The 18,126-nt window shown below is 62.4% G+C and carries 13 protein-coding genes; 3 read left to right on the top strand and 10 right to left on the bottom strand.

Going from position 1 to position 18,126, the window contains the following annotated elements:
- The first annotated feature begins 11 nt into the window (after positions 1-11).
- Both FIV42_RS26565 and FIV42_RS26560 read left to right on the top strand, forming a co-directional pair.
- Positions 12-1,790, top strand: a complete 1,779-nt coding sequence (locus tag FIV42_RS26565) for a hypothetical protein (RefSeq protein ID WP_141200620.1) — start codon at positions 12-14, stop codon at positions 1,788-1,790.
- A 29-nt stretch (positions 1,791-1,819) separates the two neighbouring features.
- A complete protein-coding gene (locus FIV42_RS26560; protein ID WP_141200619.1) occupies positions 1,820-3,256 on the top strand; it encodes an HD-GYP domain-containing protein in 1,437 nt (478 codons plus the stop codon).
- A 43-nt stretch (positions 3,257-3,299) separates the two neighbouring features.
- Here the strand turns inward: FIV42_RS26560 and FIV42_RS26555 are convergent, their stop codons facing one another.
- The 9 genes from FIV42_RS26555 to FIV42_RS26515 form a co-directional block, all read right to left on the bottom strand.
- Positions 3,300-5,621 (bottom strand): hypothetical protein, encoded by a 2,322-nt coding sequence (locus FIV42_RS26555; protein ID WP_141200618.1) that lies wholly within the window; start codon positions 5,619-5,621, stop codon positions 3,300-3,302.
- Positions 5,622-5,670: 49 nt separating this feature from the next.
- Entirely contained in the window at positions 5,671-7,491 is a 1,821-nt protein-coding gene (dnaK, locus tag FIV42_RS26550) for a molecular chaperone DnaK (protein WP_141200617.1), read from the bottom strand.
- 78 nt (positions 7,492-7,569) lie between these two features.
- Entirely contained in the window at positions 7,570-8,781 is a 1,212-nt protein-coding gene (locus FIV42_RS26545) for a J domain-containing protein (RefSeq protein WP_141200616.1), read from the bottom strand.
- Between the two features lie 194 nt (positions 8,782-8,975).
- Entirely contained in the window at positions 8,976-10,184 is a 1,209-nt protein-coding gene (locus FIV42_RS26540) for an acetylornithine transaminase (protein WP_141200615.1), read from the bottom strand.
- 46 nt (positions 10,185-10,230) lie between these two features.
- Entirely contained in the window at positions 10,231-11,628 is a 1,398-nt protein-coding gene (hslU, locus tag FIV42_RS26535; protein WP_141200614.1) for an ATP-dependent protease ATPase subunit HslU, read from the bottom strand.
- Between the two features lie 63 nt (positions 11,629-11,691).
- Entirely contained in the window at positions 11,692-12,234 is a 543-nt protein-coding gene (gene hslV / locus FIV42_RS26530; protein WP_141200613.1) for an ATP-dependent protease subunit HslV, read from the bottom strand.
- A gap of 332 nt (positions 12,235-12,566) precedes the next feature.
- Positions 12,567-13,760, bottom strand: a complete 1,194-nt coding sequence (locus FIV42_RS26525; protein WP_141200612.1) for a serine hydrolase domain-containing protein — start codon at positions 13,758-13,760, stop codon at positions 12,567-12,569.
- A 4-nt stretch (positions 13,761-13,764) separates the two neighbouring features.
- Entirely contained in the window at positions 13,765-14,421 is a 657-nt protein-coding gene (locus FIV42_RS26520; RefSeq protein WP_141200611.1) for a hypothetical protein, read from the bottom strand.
- 10 nt (positions 14,422-14,431) lie between these two features.
- Positions 14,432-16,225 (bottom strand): ABC1 kinase family protein, encoded by a 1,794-nt coding sequence (locus tag FIV42_RS26515; RefSeq protein WP_168210970.1) that lies wholly within the window; start codon positions 16,223-16,225, stop codon positions 14,432-14,434.
- Between the two features lie 438 nt (positions 16,226-16,663).
- Between FIV42_RS26515 and FIV42_RS26510 the strand changes: the two genes are divergently transcribed.
- Complete coding sequence (locus FIV42_RS26510) at positions 16,664-17,422, top strand: dioxygenase family protein (RefSeq protein WP_141200609.1); 759 nt, start codon at positions 16,664-16,666, stop codon at positions 17,420-17,422.
- A gap of 156 nt (positions 17,423-17,578) precedes the next feature.
- Here the strand turns inward: FIV42_RS26510 and FIV42_RS26505 are convergent, their stop codons facing one another.
- The gene (locus tag FIV42_RS26505) at positions 17,579-18,043 is read right to left on the bottom strand and encodes a cyclic nucleotide-binding domain-containing protein (protein ID WP_141200608.1); all 465 of its coding nucleotides are present in this window, start codon (positions 18,041-18,043) and stop codon (positions 17,579-17,581) included.
- Positions 18,044-18,126: the final 83 nt, after the last annotated feature.

Raw genomic sequence — 18,126 nt, 5'->3', positions numbered from 1 at the left:
AGGAGACTCCGATGCAGAGTACCGATGCCCTTGCGGAATCGGAGATTCAGCTCACCCCCGAAATGAAAGAAGAGCTTCGCCTGGCGCGACGATTCTTCTCCCAGATCGACCGGATGAGCACTCTCTTGACCGGCTACCCTGCCGGCCATCCGGTCGTCGAGCAGGCCGTCGCCAAGACCTACGACTCGCTGTACGAGTACTTCGAGCTCAACGACCGGTTGACCGTGCAGGTCGACCCGCACGAGCTCGTTTTGTCGGGCACTGACGAGGCCGTCTGGGAGACTGACGAGCCCAAGGACTATTGCTTCGCGCTTAGTCGTGACGGCGTCTTTCTGATCCACCTTCTGGCAGGACTCGAACGCACCGAGCTCCGCCGATTTGTCGAGATCTTGAATATCCTCGTCGATCCCACCGATATGTCGACCGACGCGGTCACCCTGCTCTTCGAGTCCAACTTCAGCTACATCGCCTTCGAGGCCATCGACGAATCGCTGGCCGCACTTGCGGGCATCGACGCCGACATCCGCGACCGCGACACCGCCGAAGAGCGCGAGATGATCGAGGAGATGTTCAACGATGCCTTCGAGAACATCGAAGAAGAGCAAGCGCGCGCAGCGTCGGGAACGATGGGCGAGCAGTTCCAGATCAAGATGCAGGTGCGCGCCCAGCGTCAGCAAAAGCTCGAGGTGGGCTCGCGCCAATTCCTCCAACTCGATGAGCGCGCGCAACAGCACCTGCTCGACCTCAAGCGCGGCTTCACCGAGCACCGGGAACTCGAGCACCGTGAAGGCGAGATGCTCTCGGCACTGCTGGGAGCCAAACCCAAGCCGGGGCTGCGACGCGAGTGCGTCGATCAGATCGGCGAGGTGATGGGGGCGCTCGTCGAGACCGACGAGCCCTGGGAGGCGCTCAACTTCCTCAAGATCATTCACGCTTGGCGCGACCGCTTCGCCCCCGAGGTCACCGGCGAACTGAAGGCTATCGTCAAGGACTGCTTCACCCAGCAGCGCATGAGCGCCCTCGTCAAGCAGGTCGCCACCGGCGACAAGCGACAGCGCCGTGCCATCCTGCAGATGTTCGACGCGCTGCATCTCGAGAAGGCTTCGATGAACCTGGTGACGGTGCTCGGCTGGGAGTTGGCCGAGGACGCCCGCGGCGACATCATGGCCTATATTCGCAAGCAGGCAGGCTTTAGCCTCGAGTTTTTGCGCGACGCCGTCGACGAGGTTCCGGCCGACCAAGTCGAAGCAGTGCTCGAAATCTTGATCGACAAAATGCCCGAATCACGAAGCATCTTGGTCGAGCTACTCGGCAAGGATCACGAGCCGCCCGTCAAGACCCGCCTGCTCGAGGCGCTGCGAGGCACTTGGGAGGACCCGCGTGAGATCCGCGACATCCTCGTCCCCTATCTGGAGGCGTCGAATACCGAACTCCAGATGGAAGCGATTCGCAACTTCACCGAAGCCGCCCCCCAGCACGTGCCGCGCGTGATGGGTCCGATGATCGACAACCGCCTCAAGAAGCGGCCCGAGGAAGAGGTCAAAGAGATCGTCACCCTCTTCGTCAAGCACGGCCGCGGCAATGCGGTCGACCACCTCGAGTCGCTCATCCGCAAGCGCGGCATGGTCGGCATGGGCGAGCAGGAACTCGCCGTCATCATCATTCGCGCGCTGGTCAACAGCCGGCAACCTCAAGTCGTCAAGCTCCTCGAGAGCATCTCTAAAGACTGGCTGGTTCCCAAGCGCATTCGAAACAACTGCAAAGAAGTCGCCGAACTTCTGAGCATGTAAGCCATTGTTGCCGTAGCTAAGAGAGCATCATGAGCAATGATCTCGACCAACAACTCGTCAGCGGCCAAGAGGCCGAGGTGGATCTGAGCGACCCGCAGGTCTTCGGAAAGATGTTCGTCGACAGCATCTACAAGATCATGAAGGTCGCCTCGATCTACAACATCGACCACAACCAGACCCGCATCGCGGTCGACGAGTTCATGACCACCTTCGGTCGCGCCGTGCGCTACACCGAAGATGGCAACATCTCCGTGGTGATTCGCGACGAGTTGGCGATCGTCAACGGCGAAACCCTCCGTCTTCGGCACCGCGCGCAGAAGCGTCTCAACGAGATGCGCGATCTGTTCGCCTCCGGCGAGATTCGCGGCTTGGTGCTCCGCCAAGGGCTGCAAACCAGCCAACTCGTCCAGTTTCTCGGGGAGCTCAAGCGCGTCTCGAATATTGACGACAACATGGAGGGGGTCGACATCCCCAACATTCGCATCGAGCATGGCATGCCCAATCGCTCGATTCGCGAGGCGTTGTCGAACGTCAACAAGTCGATGTACGTCGCCCACGTCTATATTCGTGGCTTGGTCAAGACGCGCAACGCCCACAAGACGGTGCGCGAGCGCCAGAGCGCCGACATCCCCACCGGCGTCATCCGCCGGATCATGCAATCGATCTCGGAGCTTTTGGGCGACGAAGACTTCACGATTCTAGGCTTGCTGCCGCTTCGAATGGTCCCGCCGGATTTGAGTTCACACTCCTTCAACTCGGCGATTTACGCGATGCTGCTGGCCGACCGTATCGGTCTTCCGGCCAATATCGTGACCTACGTGGGCATGGCGGTGATCTACCAAGACCTCGACCGGCTGGTCGGGATTTCGGTGGGCCAGCGCGACCAAGATGCCGGGCTGGGTGATAAGCAACAGTTCCAGTCGAACTTGCGCGACGTCGCCAAGATGCTCGAGCGCGTCCATGGTGACGTGATCTCGACGCTGCGTATCCTGTTGACCTACGAGCGCGGTTGCGACTTCAAAACGGCGGTCTCTCGCCCGTTCTACCGGTCGAAGCGCAAGCTGCACCTGGTCACGCGCATCATCGACCTCGCGCGCACCTACGATCTGCTCATTCAGGGACTGCAGGGCTACAAGCAGCGACGCCCGGACCTGGCGATTCAGTACGTCCAAAGCCGAGCCGGCGAGTCCTTCGACCCCACCCTCGTCGAGTTGATGGTCTCCACGCTGGGCATCTACCCCATCGGCACGACCATTCAGCTGACCAGCGGTGAGAACGCCATCGTCATTCGCACCCCGGCGCCCTCGGCCGATCCACGCCGCCCTGTCGTGCGCCTACTCGACCGCGCCAACCCCACGGTCATCGACCTTTCCGAGCCGCGCTTCGCCGACATCGAGATCGCACACTCCATCGATCTCGAAGCCGACGAAGTCAACGCAGCCTCGGAAGTCTTCCTGTTGTCCTAAGAATCTTCTACAGAACCTTCGACGAGAGGGCTTCGCCGGATGCTCACGAGACCCCGATGATGTCTCGATCGAGCATCTCGGCGAGGACCTCGAGCGTCTCCAAACGCGTCATCGAGCTCAGCTCGAGGATATCTTCGAAGGTGCTCATGCCGTCGATTTGGCTCAGAAGGTAGCCAAATCGGTGGTCCAAGTTCATGTTGGGGATGTCGGCCATCGACACTTCGAGCCTCGGAACCTTGCTCAGCGAGCCCAATCGAGCCTGATACTGTCGCTCGAGCTCCCCTTCTACCGCGTTCATCAGCTCGTTGGCCTGATCTCCGCCGCTTTCGCGATCGAGTACCGCCTCGAGCAAGTCGTGGGCAGATTCGAAGCGTCCTTTCTCGTATAGACGGCGTGCTTCGCCCATCAACGCCCCCACGGCCGCGTCGTCGTCGCTGGCGTCGCTGACCTCACTCTCCCGAATCTCCTCGAGAACGAACGACGAGTGCGAATCGACCAGCGCCTGTTGCACCCCCGTGGGTGCTTCGTGGGCGAACGGATTGGGCGTGTTGGCCCGCTCGCGCGGCTCGGAGAGCTCGGACAGCTCTGCAACGCCACTGGGAACCGGCGTCTGGCTGGACGAGGGCACCGGGGTATTCATCAACGGTTCGCCGCGATAGGGGCCCGACTGGGACTGAGAATCGGAGCTATCGGACGACAGTGATTCGGCGAGTTCGAAGAACTCATCATCGTCGAGCGAGTCGCTCGGCTTGTTGCGAGGGTTGGTCTCCTCGTCGGCCGGCGAGCGAAAGCGTGGGATGGACGGCATACTCGGAGGAGTGACCTCCGGATCGCGGTGTGACTCGCGACCCGCAGCCGTCTGTTCGGCCAGTCGAGGGGTGCCCCCACCGTCTTGCTCGACCTCACTGAGGTCGAAGTTCAGCTCTTGGCTGTCCTCGAGACGCCCTCCGCTAAGGCGCCCCGGAATGGGCGTCTCATTCTTCGACTCGGGATTGGAAAAGCCCAGGTCGAAGTCGAGCTCATCGTCCTCCTCTTCGTCGGCTTCGTCGAACCCAGACGACGGCTGGGCCGGCTCGGGCTCGGACGTTTGCGGCGTCTCCACCCTGGCTGCCGGGTTCTCGAAGCCCAGGTCGAAGTCGAACTCGTCGTCGTCTTCTTCTTCCGCCTCTTCGAACCCAGACGTCGGCTGCGCCGGCTCCGGCTCGGACGCTTGCGGCGTCTCCACCTTGGCTGCTGGGTTCTCGAAGCCTAGGTCGAAGTCGAACTCGTCGTCTTCTTCTTCCGCCTCTTCGAACCCAGACGTCGGCTGCGCCGGCTCCGGCTCGGACGCTTGCGGCGTCTCCACCTTGGCTGCCGGGTTCTCGAAGCCCAGGTCGAAGTCGAACTCGTCGTCTTCTTCTTCCGCCTCTTCGAACCCAGACGACGGCTGCACCGGCTCGGGCTCGAACGCCTGCGGCGTCTCCACCTTGGCTGCCGGGTTTTCGAAGCCGAAGTCGAAATCGAATTCGTCGTCAGCGTCGTCTGCGGCATCAGCTGCGGGCTCGGGCACGTCCTCAGGCTCCGACGAGTCAGCGCTCGCGGCTTCACTCGCCTTGGCCTTCCCCTCCATCACACTCTGGTGAGCCAACATGTCGGCGAGTGGATCGGTGCGCCGGGTAGCCTCTTCGACAAAGCTATGATGGTCGGAGTCGACGCTGGGATTGGGCTTCGTCGCTTGCTCGTCACGGCTCATCTCGGCCGGCATCTCACCTTCGTCGCCTTCCACCTCGCTGACACCATCGACCAGCGCGAAGTCGACCGACGGAGGGTCCTCGTCCGCCTCTTCCTCGGCAAGTTGTGCTGCAGAACTCTCCTCACCGAAAGCATCCAATTCTTCGAAGTCGTCGAAATCCTCGAGTTCGTCATCGAAATCGAGAGCAAAGTCGCCGGCCTCGTCGCCGGCGTCTTCGAAGTCGATGTCGACATCGAAACCCATTTCGTCGAAATCATCGAAGTCCATCGCCAGGATGTCATCGGCCGCATCGTCTGCTTGACTGCCCTGGCTGGAGTCCACGGGGACCCATTCGGCCTCGGAGAAGCCGAGCGACGCCTCGCTGAACTCCTCGACGAGCTGAAACACATCGCCGCCGTAGCTCTGCAACCGCTCGATGATCACTTGCGACCAACGATGCGCCTCGTCGACCGTCTCTTGGGGAGGGTCGTCACGCAACGCGTCGATCATCGCGTCGAGCTCTTTGTTGACGAAACCGCTCTCGCGCACGTCGAGCATCAGCCCGAGCGCGCTCTTCACCTCGCCCCCTTCGAGCAGGTCTCGCACTTCCTGGAATTGGTCCAGGAAGAACTCTTGTTGCGACGAGTCAGTCATACGTATCCACCAGTGCCGCAGGCGCGGAGCTTAACTACTACTGCGAAAATCAAGCCTGTTCGACAACACCACGGAAGGCTTGCAAAGCTCGGTCGAGCGCGTCACCCGTGGCGATCATCGACTCCAGATTGTTGCTCTCGAGCGCGTTGCGCGCCCGCGAAACGGCCTCCCCGGCCTTCTCGCGCGCCCCGCTCGCCATCGGCGAGCTGGAGTCTTCGAGCTGGTCCATCAGCTTTTCGATGTCGCGAATGGTCTTGCGGATATGGGCGCGGTGCTTCTCGAGCTCCTCCCCTTGCTTGAGCTCCATGAGGTAATCTTGGTTCTCCTCGATCATCTGCTGAATCTCTTCTTCAGTCAGGCTGCTCGAGGCAGTGACTGTGATCGACTGCTCGGTGCCCGTGTCGAGGTCGGTCGCCGAGACGCTGACGATACCATCGGAGCTAATTTCGAACTCGACCTCGATTTCAACCTCGCCGGCAGGAGCGCGCCGAAGTCCGCTCAGAATGAACTCTCCCAGAAGTTCATTCTCCTCGGCTTTGGGACTCTCGCCTTGCATGACCACGATTTTTACCGAGGTCTGATTTTCGCGAACCGTCGTGAAGATGTGGCTGTGGCTGGTGGGGATGGTCGAGTTGGCCTCGATGAGCTTCTCGAAGCCGCCGCCGTGAACCATGATGCCCAGGCTGTGCGGCGTCACGTCCAGCAACAGGATGTCTTCCTCGTCATCGTAGAGCGCCGAGCCCTGAATGGCCGCGCCGATAGCGACCGCTTCGTCGGGGTGAACGCTCTTCGAGGGCGCTTTGCCGAAATAAGCCTCCACCTCGGCTTGAATCTTGGGCATACGCGTCATGCCGCCGACCAAAATGACATCGTCGATGTCTTCGATGTCGAGTTCGGCCTCTTGCAGCGTTGCCTCACAGATTTTGATGGTACGCTGGATGAGGTCTGCGGCGAGCTCTTCGAACTTGTCGCGGGACAGCGTGGTCTGCAGGTGGAGCGCCTCGCCGTCTTCTTTGGTGTAGATGAACGGCAGGCTGATCTCGGTTTCGTTCATCGACGAAAGCTCGATCTTCGCCTTCTCGGCGGCATCACGCAGCCGCTGCAGCGCCATCTCGTCTTTGCGGAGGTCGACCTTGTGGTCGCGAGCAAAATCGTACGCCAGGTGCTCGATGATGCGGGCGTCGAAATCCTCGCCGCCCAAGAAGGTATCTCCGGCAGTCGACAAGACGTCGAAGACCCCCTCGGTGATCTCGAGCAACGAGATATCGAAAGTACCGCCGCCCAGGTCGTAAATCGCGACCGTGGCGTCGATCTCTTTGCCAAACCCGTAGGCCAACGAGGCCGCCGTCGGCTCGTTGATGATGCGAACGATGTCGAGCCCCGCGATGCGACCGGCGTCCTTGGTCGCCTGGCGCTGCGAGTCGTTGAAATACGCCGGCACAGTCACGACGGCCTTTTCGGGCTCCTCGCCCAGATACTCCTCGGCGACGAGCTTCATCTCTTGCAAGATCATGCTCGAGATTTCGGGCAGGCTGTACTCCTTGCCGCGAAGCTTGATGCGCACGTCCTCGTGCGGCCCCGGCACGATGTCGTAGGGGCACGTCTCCATGCAGTGGCGCACCTCGGCCGAGCCCCACTTACGCCCAATGAGTCGCTTGGAAGCATACACCGTGTGACGACTGTTGGTGATCGCTTGACGCTTGGCCATCTGACCGACCAGACGCCGGCCCGACTCGGTGATAGCTACAATGCTCGGAGTGGTCTTGTAGCCGCCCTTGTTCGAGATGACCTTCGGCACTCCTGCTTCGACGACTGCAACACACGAGTTGGTCGTTCCCAGGTCGATACCGATTACACGCTCGCGTTCCATTATACTGACTCCTTCTGAGCTTTTTGCTGATTCGGTGGTGCTAACTTCGCCCGCACGCAGGCGTTTTTCGATTAATCGTTAACCGTTGGCGCCTAACTCTTGTAGACGGGCCTTCGCCCTGGGATGCTCGGGAGATACGAGCAACACTTTTTCGTACTCTGTGATGGCCGACGACTCTGCTCCGAGCGCCTCGTGGGCCCGGGCCAGCACCAAACGAGCACTGGCCTCATCGGCATCAAGCTTCAGAGCCGCGCGTCCAAACGACAAAGCGTCTTTGGCCATCTCGGCCTCGTCGAGCAGCATGCATGCCACGCGCACGGCCAACTCGCCGTCGCGATTCAGCGCCAGCGCCTTGCGATACTCGCCGGCCGCGGCCGAATACTCGCCTTGAGCTTGCAGCTTCTCGGCGCGCCTCATCAACAGGACCGCCGCGGCCTTGCGTTTGTTTTGCTCGCCCGGGTCGACGTCGCTGGCGGGTTGGCCATGAGAGCTGGTCTGCGCCGCTACGCCGGGATTGCTCTGGCGCACTTCGCTAGTCTGCGCGGCAAGCTCGCTGTCGTAATCTTTGCGCTTTCGCTTGCTCGACAGGGTCCGATAAGCCTTCGTGATCTCCTTGAAGACCGTCTCGAGCATGGGTCCGAAGTCGCCCATCTCTTTGCGGAAAAACTTGTCGGGGTGATAGCGCTTCGACATGCGGAAATACGCCTTCTTGATGTCCTTCTTCGACGCATCGGAGTCGAGACCGAAGATATCATAGAAGGTCATCTGAGACATTTGCGCGTGCAGGCAAATCAGCTCGCGACGGTGTGCGTCGTCGAGAACGACGTCTTGGCTGAGCAAACGCTCGTCGAACTCGAATTGCTCGAGAGGAATCGGATAGTTCGGCTCGACCTTCTTCTTCTTGGAGCTCTTTTTGCTCGACCGCGAGTTGCGGGAGGACTTCGCCCCCTTGTCTGCGCGACCTTTCTTGTTCGCCCGCTTTTTGTTCGACGGGCGCGCCTGAGCAGTCTCCGTGACCGAAGAGTCGGCCCCGGCAGACGAACTCGCCGCGTCCGACGGATTCGTCGGAGGGGTGAAACCCGGCAGGTCGATTACACCGGACGTCGCAAGCGCTTCGAGAGCCTCCAAGGTGCGCTGGCGGCCCATTCCGCTGATCTTGCACAACTCGCCCACGGTCAGCTTCCCGTCGAGCCGAGACAGCAGAAAATACTGCTCCGGCGTAGGAGACGGGGACAGCGAGCTAAAGTCGACGCCCGGGTTGGGTGTTGGAGCTGCGTTTTCGTCGATCAACTGCTTTCGTCTCAGTTGAGGATCTTACGAAGTCGACTCGTCCACGAAAGGACGGTTGCAGTGCGCCAGTTCCTGGCAAACAACGCCTCAATCAGGCGGATAACAAAGCTAGAGAAATGGCGGCCGCGTCCATTATACCGAAGAAACGCTCGAGTGACAGAGAAATCCCACACTCAATCTGCTCCGCGTGGCGCTCACTCGGACTGGGAAACCTCGAGCGCACGCTCCAGCCTCGAGAGTGCCTCCTCGACATCGTCCTCGGTGATAATCAACGGCGGGACGAATCGCAGGGTATCGCCGCCCGCGGTGTTGATGAGCAGGCCCTGATTGCGGCATTCGAGGTAGATATCGCGAGCCGCCTCCCCGCACTCGGCGCCGACCATCAACCCTCGGCCGCGCACGTCGAGGATCACCGGAAAGCGTTCGGCGAGTGCGACGAGACCCCGGCGCAGCTGATCGCCTCGTTCACGGGCATTGGCAAGAAGCTCTTGGTCGTCGATCTCCTCGAGCACGGTCAACGCCGCGCGGCAGACCAGCGGGTTGCCCCCAAAGGTGCTTGCGTGACTTCCCTTGGTCCAACCTTCGAAGACTTGTTCGGTCGCCATCATCGCGCCGATCGGGGTGCCGCCGCCCAGCGCTTTGGCCAAGCAGATGATGTCGGGAGTCACCCCATAGCCCTGGTAGGCAAACAGCGTACCGGTGCGGCCCACGCCCGTCTGGACTTCGTCGAAGATCAGCAGCGCGCCGTGCTCGTCGCATAATTCGCGAAGCCCCTCGAGAAACGCCGGCTCGGCCGGACGGATACCGCCCTCGCCTTGCACCGGCTCGACGACCACCGCGGCGGTCTGCTCACCGACCTTTGCGGCGACGCTCTCCAAGTTGTTGAACTCGGCGTAGTCGAAGCCGGGGAGCATCGGCTCGAACCCGGCGTGATATTTGGGCTGACCGGTCGCCGTGATCGCTCCCATGGTGCGCCCATGGAACGACTTTTTCATCGTCACGATTTGGAACTTCTCGGGCTTGCCGGCTACCACCTTCTGGTAGCGGCGCGCCAGCTTCATGGCCGCCTCGTTGGCCTCGGCGCCCGAGTTGCAGAAGAAGACGCGGTCGGCGAACGAGCGCTCACACAGCGCGTCCATCAGGTCGATTTGCTCGGCGGTGTAGAACAGGTTCGACACGTGCAACAGACGCTCGGCCTGCGAGCAAATCGCCTCGGTGAGGCGCGGGTGGTTGTACCCCAGACAGTTGACCGCGATGCCGGCCACGAAGTCGAGATATTCGTTGCCTTCGCGGTCGTAAAGGCGCACGCCCTCGCCATGGTCGAGGATCATGCGCGCGGGGGCATACGAGGGAGAGTTCCGGCGGTCGCCGGCGGAGAGTAGCTCGTCGGTGGTACGGCTCATGGGTCGGGGTCTCGTGGTCTTGGGTCGGAGGCTCGTCGACAATCAGTTACAGAATGTAGCGCGACAGGTCTTCATCTTGAAGGATCCCCTCGAGCTTGTCGTGCACGTACTCGGAGGTGATGACCACCTCGTCCTCGTCCATGTCCGGCGCGTCGAAGGCCAGCTCTTCGAAGACGCGCTCCATGATCGTGTGCAGCCGGCGTGCGCCGATATTCTCGAGCGTCTCGTTCACCCGAAACGCCATCTCGGCGATGGTGACGATGGCGTCGTCTTTGAATTGAATGTCGAGGCCCTCGGGGCGCAGCAACTCGGCGTATTGGCGCGTCAGGCTGTTCTGCGGCTCGGTGAGGATGCGGCGGAAATCATCCTGCGTCAGGCTGTTGAGCTCGACACGAATCGGGAAGCGCCCCTGCAGCTCGGGGATTAGATCCGAAGGCTTGCTCACGTGAAAGGCGCCGGCAGCGATGAACAAAATGTGGTCGGTGGAGACGACGCCATACTTGGTGGTCACCGACGAGCCCTCGACGATGGGCAGAAGATCGCGCTGGACTCCTTCGCGGGAGACGTCGGGGCCGTGCTTGGACTCGCGCCCCGCGATTTTGTCGAGCTCGTCGAGGAAGATGATGCCGCCCTGCTCGGTGCGCTTGAGCGCCTCGGTGACGATCTGGTCCATGTCGATGAGCCGGGACGACTCCTCTTTGATGAGCAGGCGCATCGCCTCCTTGACCTTGACGCGCTTTCGCTTGCGCCGGCTCGGAAAGATATTGCCGAGCACGTTGCCCAGGTCCATATCCTCCATGCCAGGCTGGCCGGCGAACATGTCGGCCATCGGGTTGTGCTGGTCGGCCACCTCGACCTCGACGTACTCTTCGTCGAGATCGCCGTCGCGCAGGCGGCGGAGCAGCAACTCGCGCTCGTCGAGCGGCCCCTCGTCGCTCTGGACGACGCCGTCGGCGCCGGCGATGAACGTTTTGCGGTCGTCGTCGCTCTGGTCGAGCGGGCGACGCGGGTTGATGCGCCCTTCGAGCTTCTCGATGATGCGCTCTTCGGCGGCCTCACGAGCACGCGTCTCCACCTTCTTCTCGGCCTCGGCCTTGACCAGGTTGATGCCCAGCTCGAGCAGGTCGCGCACCATGCTCTCGACGTCGCGGCCGACGTAGCCCACCTCGGTGAATTTGGAAGCCTCGACCTTCAAAAACGGCGCGCGCGCCAGGCGCGCCAGGCGCCGGGCGATCTCGGTCTTACCAACCCCCGTGGGCCCGATCATGATGATATTCTTGGGCATGATTTCGTCGCGCAGATCATCTTCGATCTGGCGGCGACGCCAACGGTTGCGCAACGCCACGGCGACCGCGCGCTTGGCGTCCTTCTGTCCCACGATATAGCGATCGAGCTGGGCGACGATTTCACGCGGGGTGAGATCTTGTTCGCTGTCGAAGTCCATTTGTTCACTACCTCTTGCAGCTTGAATTCCGGGTCGAGAGCCCCATGTCAGTCCGGCCATGGCTCATCCCTCCGGACTCAGCTCTTCAACGCTGATCTGATCATTGGTGAACACACAAATCTCGGCGGCGATGCGCATGGCCGCCTCGGCGATCTCGGCGGGGCCCATGTCGGTGTGGCGCACCAGTGCGCGCGCAGCCGACAGCGCGTAGCTTCCGCCGCTCCCGATGGCGGCGACGCCCTCTTCGGGCTCGATGACATCGCCCGTGCCGCTGATGACCAGCGTCTGCTCGGTGTCCGCAGCGATCAGCAGCGCCTCGAGGCGACGCAACATCTTGTCGGTGCGCCAATCTTTGGCCAACTCGACCGCCGCTCGCGTCAGGTTGCCGTTATAACTCTTGAGCTTGCCCTCGAGCTTCTCGTACAGCGTCATCGCGTCGGCCGTCGAGCCGGCGAAACCGCACAACACGCGCCCGTCGTGCAGCCGGCGCAGCTTGCGGGCCGTGTGCTTCATCACGACCTTCTCGCCCATGGTCACCTGGCCATCGCCGGCCAGCACCACGTGGTTGCCGCGTCGCACGCTCAATATGGTGGTTGCATCAAACATCTTTGTCATCCATCGCATCAACTGGTTTCCGGGTGGAGTCCACCCACGACGCCTTCAAGTAACTACACGAAGATTCTGTCGGTCATCTCGGCGGCTCTCGACGCCAATCACTGCGTCGCCATCCCTCGACGATGCCTCGGGCATCGCCTGCGGGCTGTCTCCTTGTGCTTGCCGCCGATTGCTCGCCAAGCTTTCCCGCACAATCTCCATGCAGTTACTCAAATGGCTCGCATAACGTAGGCACGCCGGCGCCGAAATCGAGACCCGCGCCGGGATCGGCAAATTCACAAGCACGAGTACCCGACAAGGTAGTAGGCCAAGGGTCGGTGCTGTCAATGGTCGACTGCGTTTTCCGAGCCCGAGCCGAAGAGCAGCTCGGGTATCTCCTGGTGGACTTGTTCGTCGAATTTTTCGTTGATCTCGCCCAAGCTTCCGTTGACCAACACCACGACGGTCGTGTCCTGGGTTGGAAAGTAGAACATCTCGGCTAGGTATCCCCAAGATCCCCCCGTGTGCCCCCAGGCCCCGCCACAATCCGTCTCCCAATACCGCAATCCGAGGCCGTAGCGTGTCAGGCCGTACTCCGGTTCGGGCACCGCCACCGAGGTGGTCATCTCATCGAGCGTCGCCCGCGCCAGCAACACCTCGCCGAACAAGGATCGGCTAAAACGAAGCAGATCGTAGGCCGTCGCCACAATCCCTCCGTCGGCGTACCCTCCGATGAGGTAATTGGTCGACTCGGTGATCGTGCCGCCACCGTACAGGTCGATGTAGCCGCGCGCGGCCCCAGCCGGAATGATGTTGTCCGGGTCGAAGTGCGCCGTGGCCAGTTCCGCAGGCCCAAAGATCTCCTCGGTCATTAGCTCCTGGAGGGAGCGACCGGTGACCGACTCGGCCAGACGCCCCAACAAAACGAAATTGGTGTTCGAGTACTCATACTTGGCCCCCGGTGCCCACAACGGGTCGTCCCCACGCACGAAGTCGAGCAGTTCGCCCACCGTCCACTCTCGATCCGGCTCATTCAAGAACGCAGTTCCAAAGCCGAGGTCGTCGGTATAGCTAGGGATGCCACTGGTGTGATTGAGGAGCTGGCGTACCGTCACTCGCCGGGCGTTCGGCAAACCGTCCATGATGCGTCTGGGCAAATACGAGTGCGCAGGCTCGTCGAGCTCGACGAGCCCCCTCTCGACCAGCCGCAAGACCAGCGTGGCCGTGAAGGTTTTGGTCACGCTGCCGATACGGCTCGGTGTACATCGACCAAACGGCACTCCACGTTCGATGTCGGCGAGGCCGGCCGCCCCGGCCCAAAGCCCTTCGGGCGTCTCGACGAGCATCACCATACCAGGCAGTCCGGCGCTCACGCTTCGGTCGACAAACTGCTGCAACTCGTCTCGGCGCGACAATGTCGACTCGGCAGTCATCTCCGGCGCCACACATTGCGTACGAGCCGCCTGCGGCAGGTCCGAGCCGCTACAACCAATCGCCGTAAGGCTCCACAACAGCACCAGTGCGAAGGCACATCTCATCGGTTCAACCTCCGGAGCCGGGCCACCCGAAGCGCACGCCCACTTGCGTAAGGGTATGGAACATCGCTGGGATATCGTTCGGGGGTGAAAACGGGATTTCGAAGAAGACCGTATACCGAAGAAAGACCTCCACGGGAGGACGGTCCGACTGCTCGAAGGCCCAGCCGGCACCGACGCCGGCGCGAGGCATCAGGCGCACCCGGCCCCAGTCGGTGCTCGGCTCGTAGGTGCCGTCCGCTTGCAGCTCGAACGCCTCGGGCTCAGACCAAGTATGCAACGCGCCGAGCCCCACGTCGGCCCGTCCCACCAGCCCGCCGGTCGCGCGCGCCTCGCCGGCCAATGCCGGAACGAGGTAAGCGCCGTGTTGCAGGTCCTCGTGGAAGTAGTAGCCAAACTGGGCGCCCCAACCGAGATGCCACATTCCACGGCCCCACAATTCCCACTCTACGCCGGCTTCAATCCCCGGGTGCAGAACGCCGCTGCGCAGCCCGGAGAAGCTAAACGGTAGCTCGATTGACTCGGCCTGCAGCGCAACGGAGACCGTCGCCGGTGCCCAGTCGTCTGTACCGGCGAACGCGCGGGTATGCCCGAGCGTCAGCAAAGATAACGCCAAGCAGGAGACGCTAAGCACCTGCGAGACATGTCCGGAAAGTCGACTCAACATCATCTCCTCATGTGCGCGAGCCATGCGTACTGCTCTGCCCCTCGCGAAGCGCCGCTAGCACCACCCGCAACACCAACACGGCACCGGCGGCCAGCCCGAAACCTCCCAGTAACTCGATGAGGCTGATCCTAGCGGTGACAGCCGGTCCCGCATCGATGCCAAGCAGCAGCGCCGACGCGACCCCAAGGCTGCAGCCGGTGAGCGCCAACACGCCACGGTTGACCAACCGAGAAACAACAGCCACGTCCTCCCTGTCGGACAATAAGCTGACTCGGGCGCGCAACTCCCCTTGCTCGGCGAGCGTGGCGAGCCGGTCCAAATGACGAGGCATGCGGCGCAGCAGCGGAATCAGCTGGAGCACCTCGTCCTCGAGCACGTCCTTTAAGGAGCCCGAAAGAACGGCCTCGCGCACCATCCGGTGACCTACTCGCTCGGCCGCCGCGACGACTTCGTAGCCGGGGGCCAACATGTTCAGCGTCCCCTCCAAGGTCACCAGAGCCCGAAACATCGTGGTCGTCGTCGACGGAAGCCTCAGCCCGTGTGCGGCAAAGATACTCACGAGTTCACCGAGGGCGGCGCCACCAGGAGTCGCGTCGGAGGACATGTATTCGGCCATGAAACGAGCCAGCGCCCGATCGAAGCTCGAGGTATCGACATCGGCGCGTACATCGGCGACTTCGAAAATCGCTTGGCGAAGCAATGCCGGGTCCCCCGACCGAAGCGCCCCGAGCATCGCTGCGATGGAGGCACGCTCGAAGGCATCGAGACGGCCAGCCGCGCCAAAATCGAGCAACCCGAGCCGCCCATCGTCCAACACGAAGACGTTGCCAGGGTGCGGGTCGGCGTGAAAACGCTCGCCGGAGAGCATCAACTCGAGTTCGGCGCTAAGCAATGCGTCGGCCAATTGCCGGCGCGCGGCCATATCTGCGTCTTGGACAGCCTCGCCTGGCGCGAGTTTTCCAACGCTCGTCCCTGCGAGACGTTCCATGACGAGCACCTTCGCGGTCGACAACTCCTCCCAGACCCGGTGTACGTGGATCTTCGGCGTTGATTCGAGAGCCGCCGCGACTTTGATCGCGCGGGAGGCCTCCAGACGGTAGTCGAGCTCCTCACGCAGTCGCGCGGCAAACTCGTCGGCGATCTCACTCACGCCAAAGTCTCGTCCCCACTCCGTGTGCGTCTCGATTGTCTCGGCGAGGCGGCTGATGATTGCCAAGTCGCGGTCGACCGCCGCGGCAATACCCGGTCGCTGGACTTTGACGGCAACCTCCTCGCCAGTGGGCAGGCGTGCAGCGTGAACCTGCCCGAGCGACGCCGACGCCAGCGGCTCCCAGTCAAACTCGCTAAAGACCTCGTCGACCGGTCGGCCCAACTCCGCCTCGAGCAACTGGCGTACTGCGTCGGGATCGGCCGGAGAGGCGTGCTCCTGCAACCTGGTGAACTCGCGCGCTGCCGAAGGTGGAATGAGGTCGACGCGCGTCGACAGAAGTTGACCGAGCTTGACGAACATGCCACCGGCCTCTTCGAGAAACTCGCGCACCCAACGCAGCGCCTCTGGTGGAGGTTTGGCCCCTGCACCGCGCCCGAGCCCCACATAATCACCCAGCCCGTGCCGCACCAACAGACGGGTCACTTCGGTGAACCTGCTTGCCACGGTCAGTCTGCGTCGCAAGCTTCTCAGCGGGTGGGGAAGGCCGGGCAATCGCGGCACGCCGGGAGCACTTCGGCCGTGGCTGAGCAACTCGAGGGCAACGATGGCGACCATCGTAAAGAGGACCGTAAAGCTGGTACCTGCCAGCACGAAGCCCGACCCCTCCACGCTGCCCACAATCGCGAAGGCTAGCGCGAGGCCGAGCACATAGCCGATCACACCTGCAACTAAGGTTGTCTTGAGGGAGAGCCTACGGGCATCCAACAGTCGGCGCGCAGTCCAAGCAAACAGGAGCACCCAAGGCAGCGCTGATAGCATGACCAGCGGAGAGCTGAATTGTTCGACGAGTTCCACCTACGACACCTCACAAGCCCGCTTCCGTCGACGGTTTGGCTAGCGCGACACGTTGCCTAACAGGATCAAGGACCGAACACCACCCTTGCGGTGAGCTGAACGCCAGGTTTCCAGCCTTCATGAAGCAAATCTTCATAATCCGATCAAAATGATAATGATGGATTCGTGAGCTTTCTCCGCCTACGATTGAAGCCGGTCATCAACAACTTGTCGAAGTTTATCCGGAGGCGCAAGATGAGCGATCATCCCGACAGCAGACGAAGGTTCTTGAAATGGCTGGGGCTCGCCCCCGGTGCACTTCTGCTACTCGAGGCGGGCTGCGCCGACAGCGCCTCGAACGGCGCGTCGCGTGATGCATCTTCCGGCGACACAAGTGCCGGCGACACAGGAGCGGACACGTCGTCGCCCGACGCGTCGCCGTCCGACACAGGCGCGCCGGATACCGCGCTCGCCGACGCGGGTGCCGATGCCGGCGCCTGCGAGCCGACCGGCTCCGACGTCGAGGGCCCGTTTCACCTCGACGGAGCGCCGCAAAGAACGGTGTTGGCTGACGCGGACGAGCCCGGCGAGCGCATCGTCATCGAAGGAACGGTCCTCGGCCCCGACTGCCGAACGCCGGTCGCCCAGGCCAACCTCGACGTGTGGCACGCCGACGTCGAGGGTAACTACCACGATGACCGCACCGAGTACCGACTGCGCGGGCAGGTGCAGACGGACGCCCAGGGGCGCTACCGTTTCGAGACGATCATGCCCGGGCGCTACCCGCTGGGAGGCTCGACCCGCCCGGCGCATATCCACTTTATCGTCACCAAGCCGGGCTTTGTGCCGTTGACCACCCAGCTCTACTTTGCCGGCGACCCGTTCCTGTCGCCCAACGATCCGTGCGGCAGCGGGTGCAATTCGGGCGACCCCACCCTGATTATCGACCTCGAGCCGGGCCAAGGAGATATCTCCCAGCAGGGACGCTTCGATATCGTGCTTCGCCGCAGCTAACAGTCGACTGCCACGCGTCGCGCGCATGCCATTCTTGTGAGGTACGCGCGCAACTCCGGGCCGACACTTCGAAACTCGATGCCCACCTTCGGCGCCGAGCCCGAACCGAGCGCGCCGTTGGCTCCTGAACTTGGACGACACTGGTGTGTGAGGACCTCAGCGCGAGCGTACCCGCTCCGCACTCGCCTGCGCAGCCTGATGCAGACGATTGTGGTGGCGCCGCGAGACCTCGGCCACGCGCTCGCGCAGCCACACGTCGCTGGCGACCGCGTGTCGAATCACCTCGGCTTTGGTGGCCAACACAAACGTCTCGCGCCGCGCGATCACCGTGCACCCGTTGCGCGCCCCTGCCTGCAGGGCGTCGAAGCCCGCCGCCTGGCCCGGCCCCGCGACATACAGATCGACCGAGAAATCCTGGCCGGTGCGAATGACCTCGAGCTCGCCGTCGAGCACCACGACGAAGAGCAACGCCGGCGAATTCGGCAGCCACAGGCACGAGCCTGGCGCGTAGCGCACCTCGACGACGTGCTCGGCGAGGTAGTCGAGCGTTTGGGGGCTCGCCCCGGAAAAGAGACTCTGACGGGCGACGACGTCGCGCATGGTCAACGTGGATGTACTCATTGGGACCTCTCAACTACTCGTGGCTGGAACAACACGTGGGGCCCGCCCCGCACTTCTGCGAAACCCAAACCCCGTCACACGAG

The sequence above is a fragment of the Persicimonas caeni genome (genome assembly GCF_006517175.1).
In the GTDB taxonomy this organism is placed as follows: Bacteria; Myxococcota_A; Bradymonadia; order Bradymonadales; family Bradymonadaceae; genus Persicimonas; species Persicimonas caeni.
This window is presented reverse-complemented; position numbering and strand designations above follow the sequence as displayed.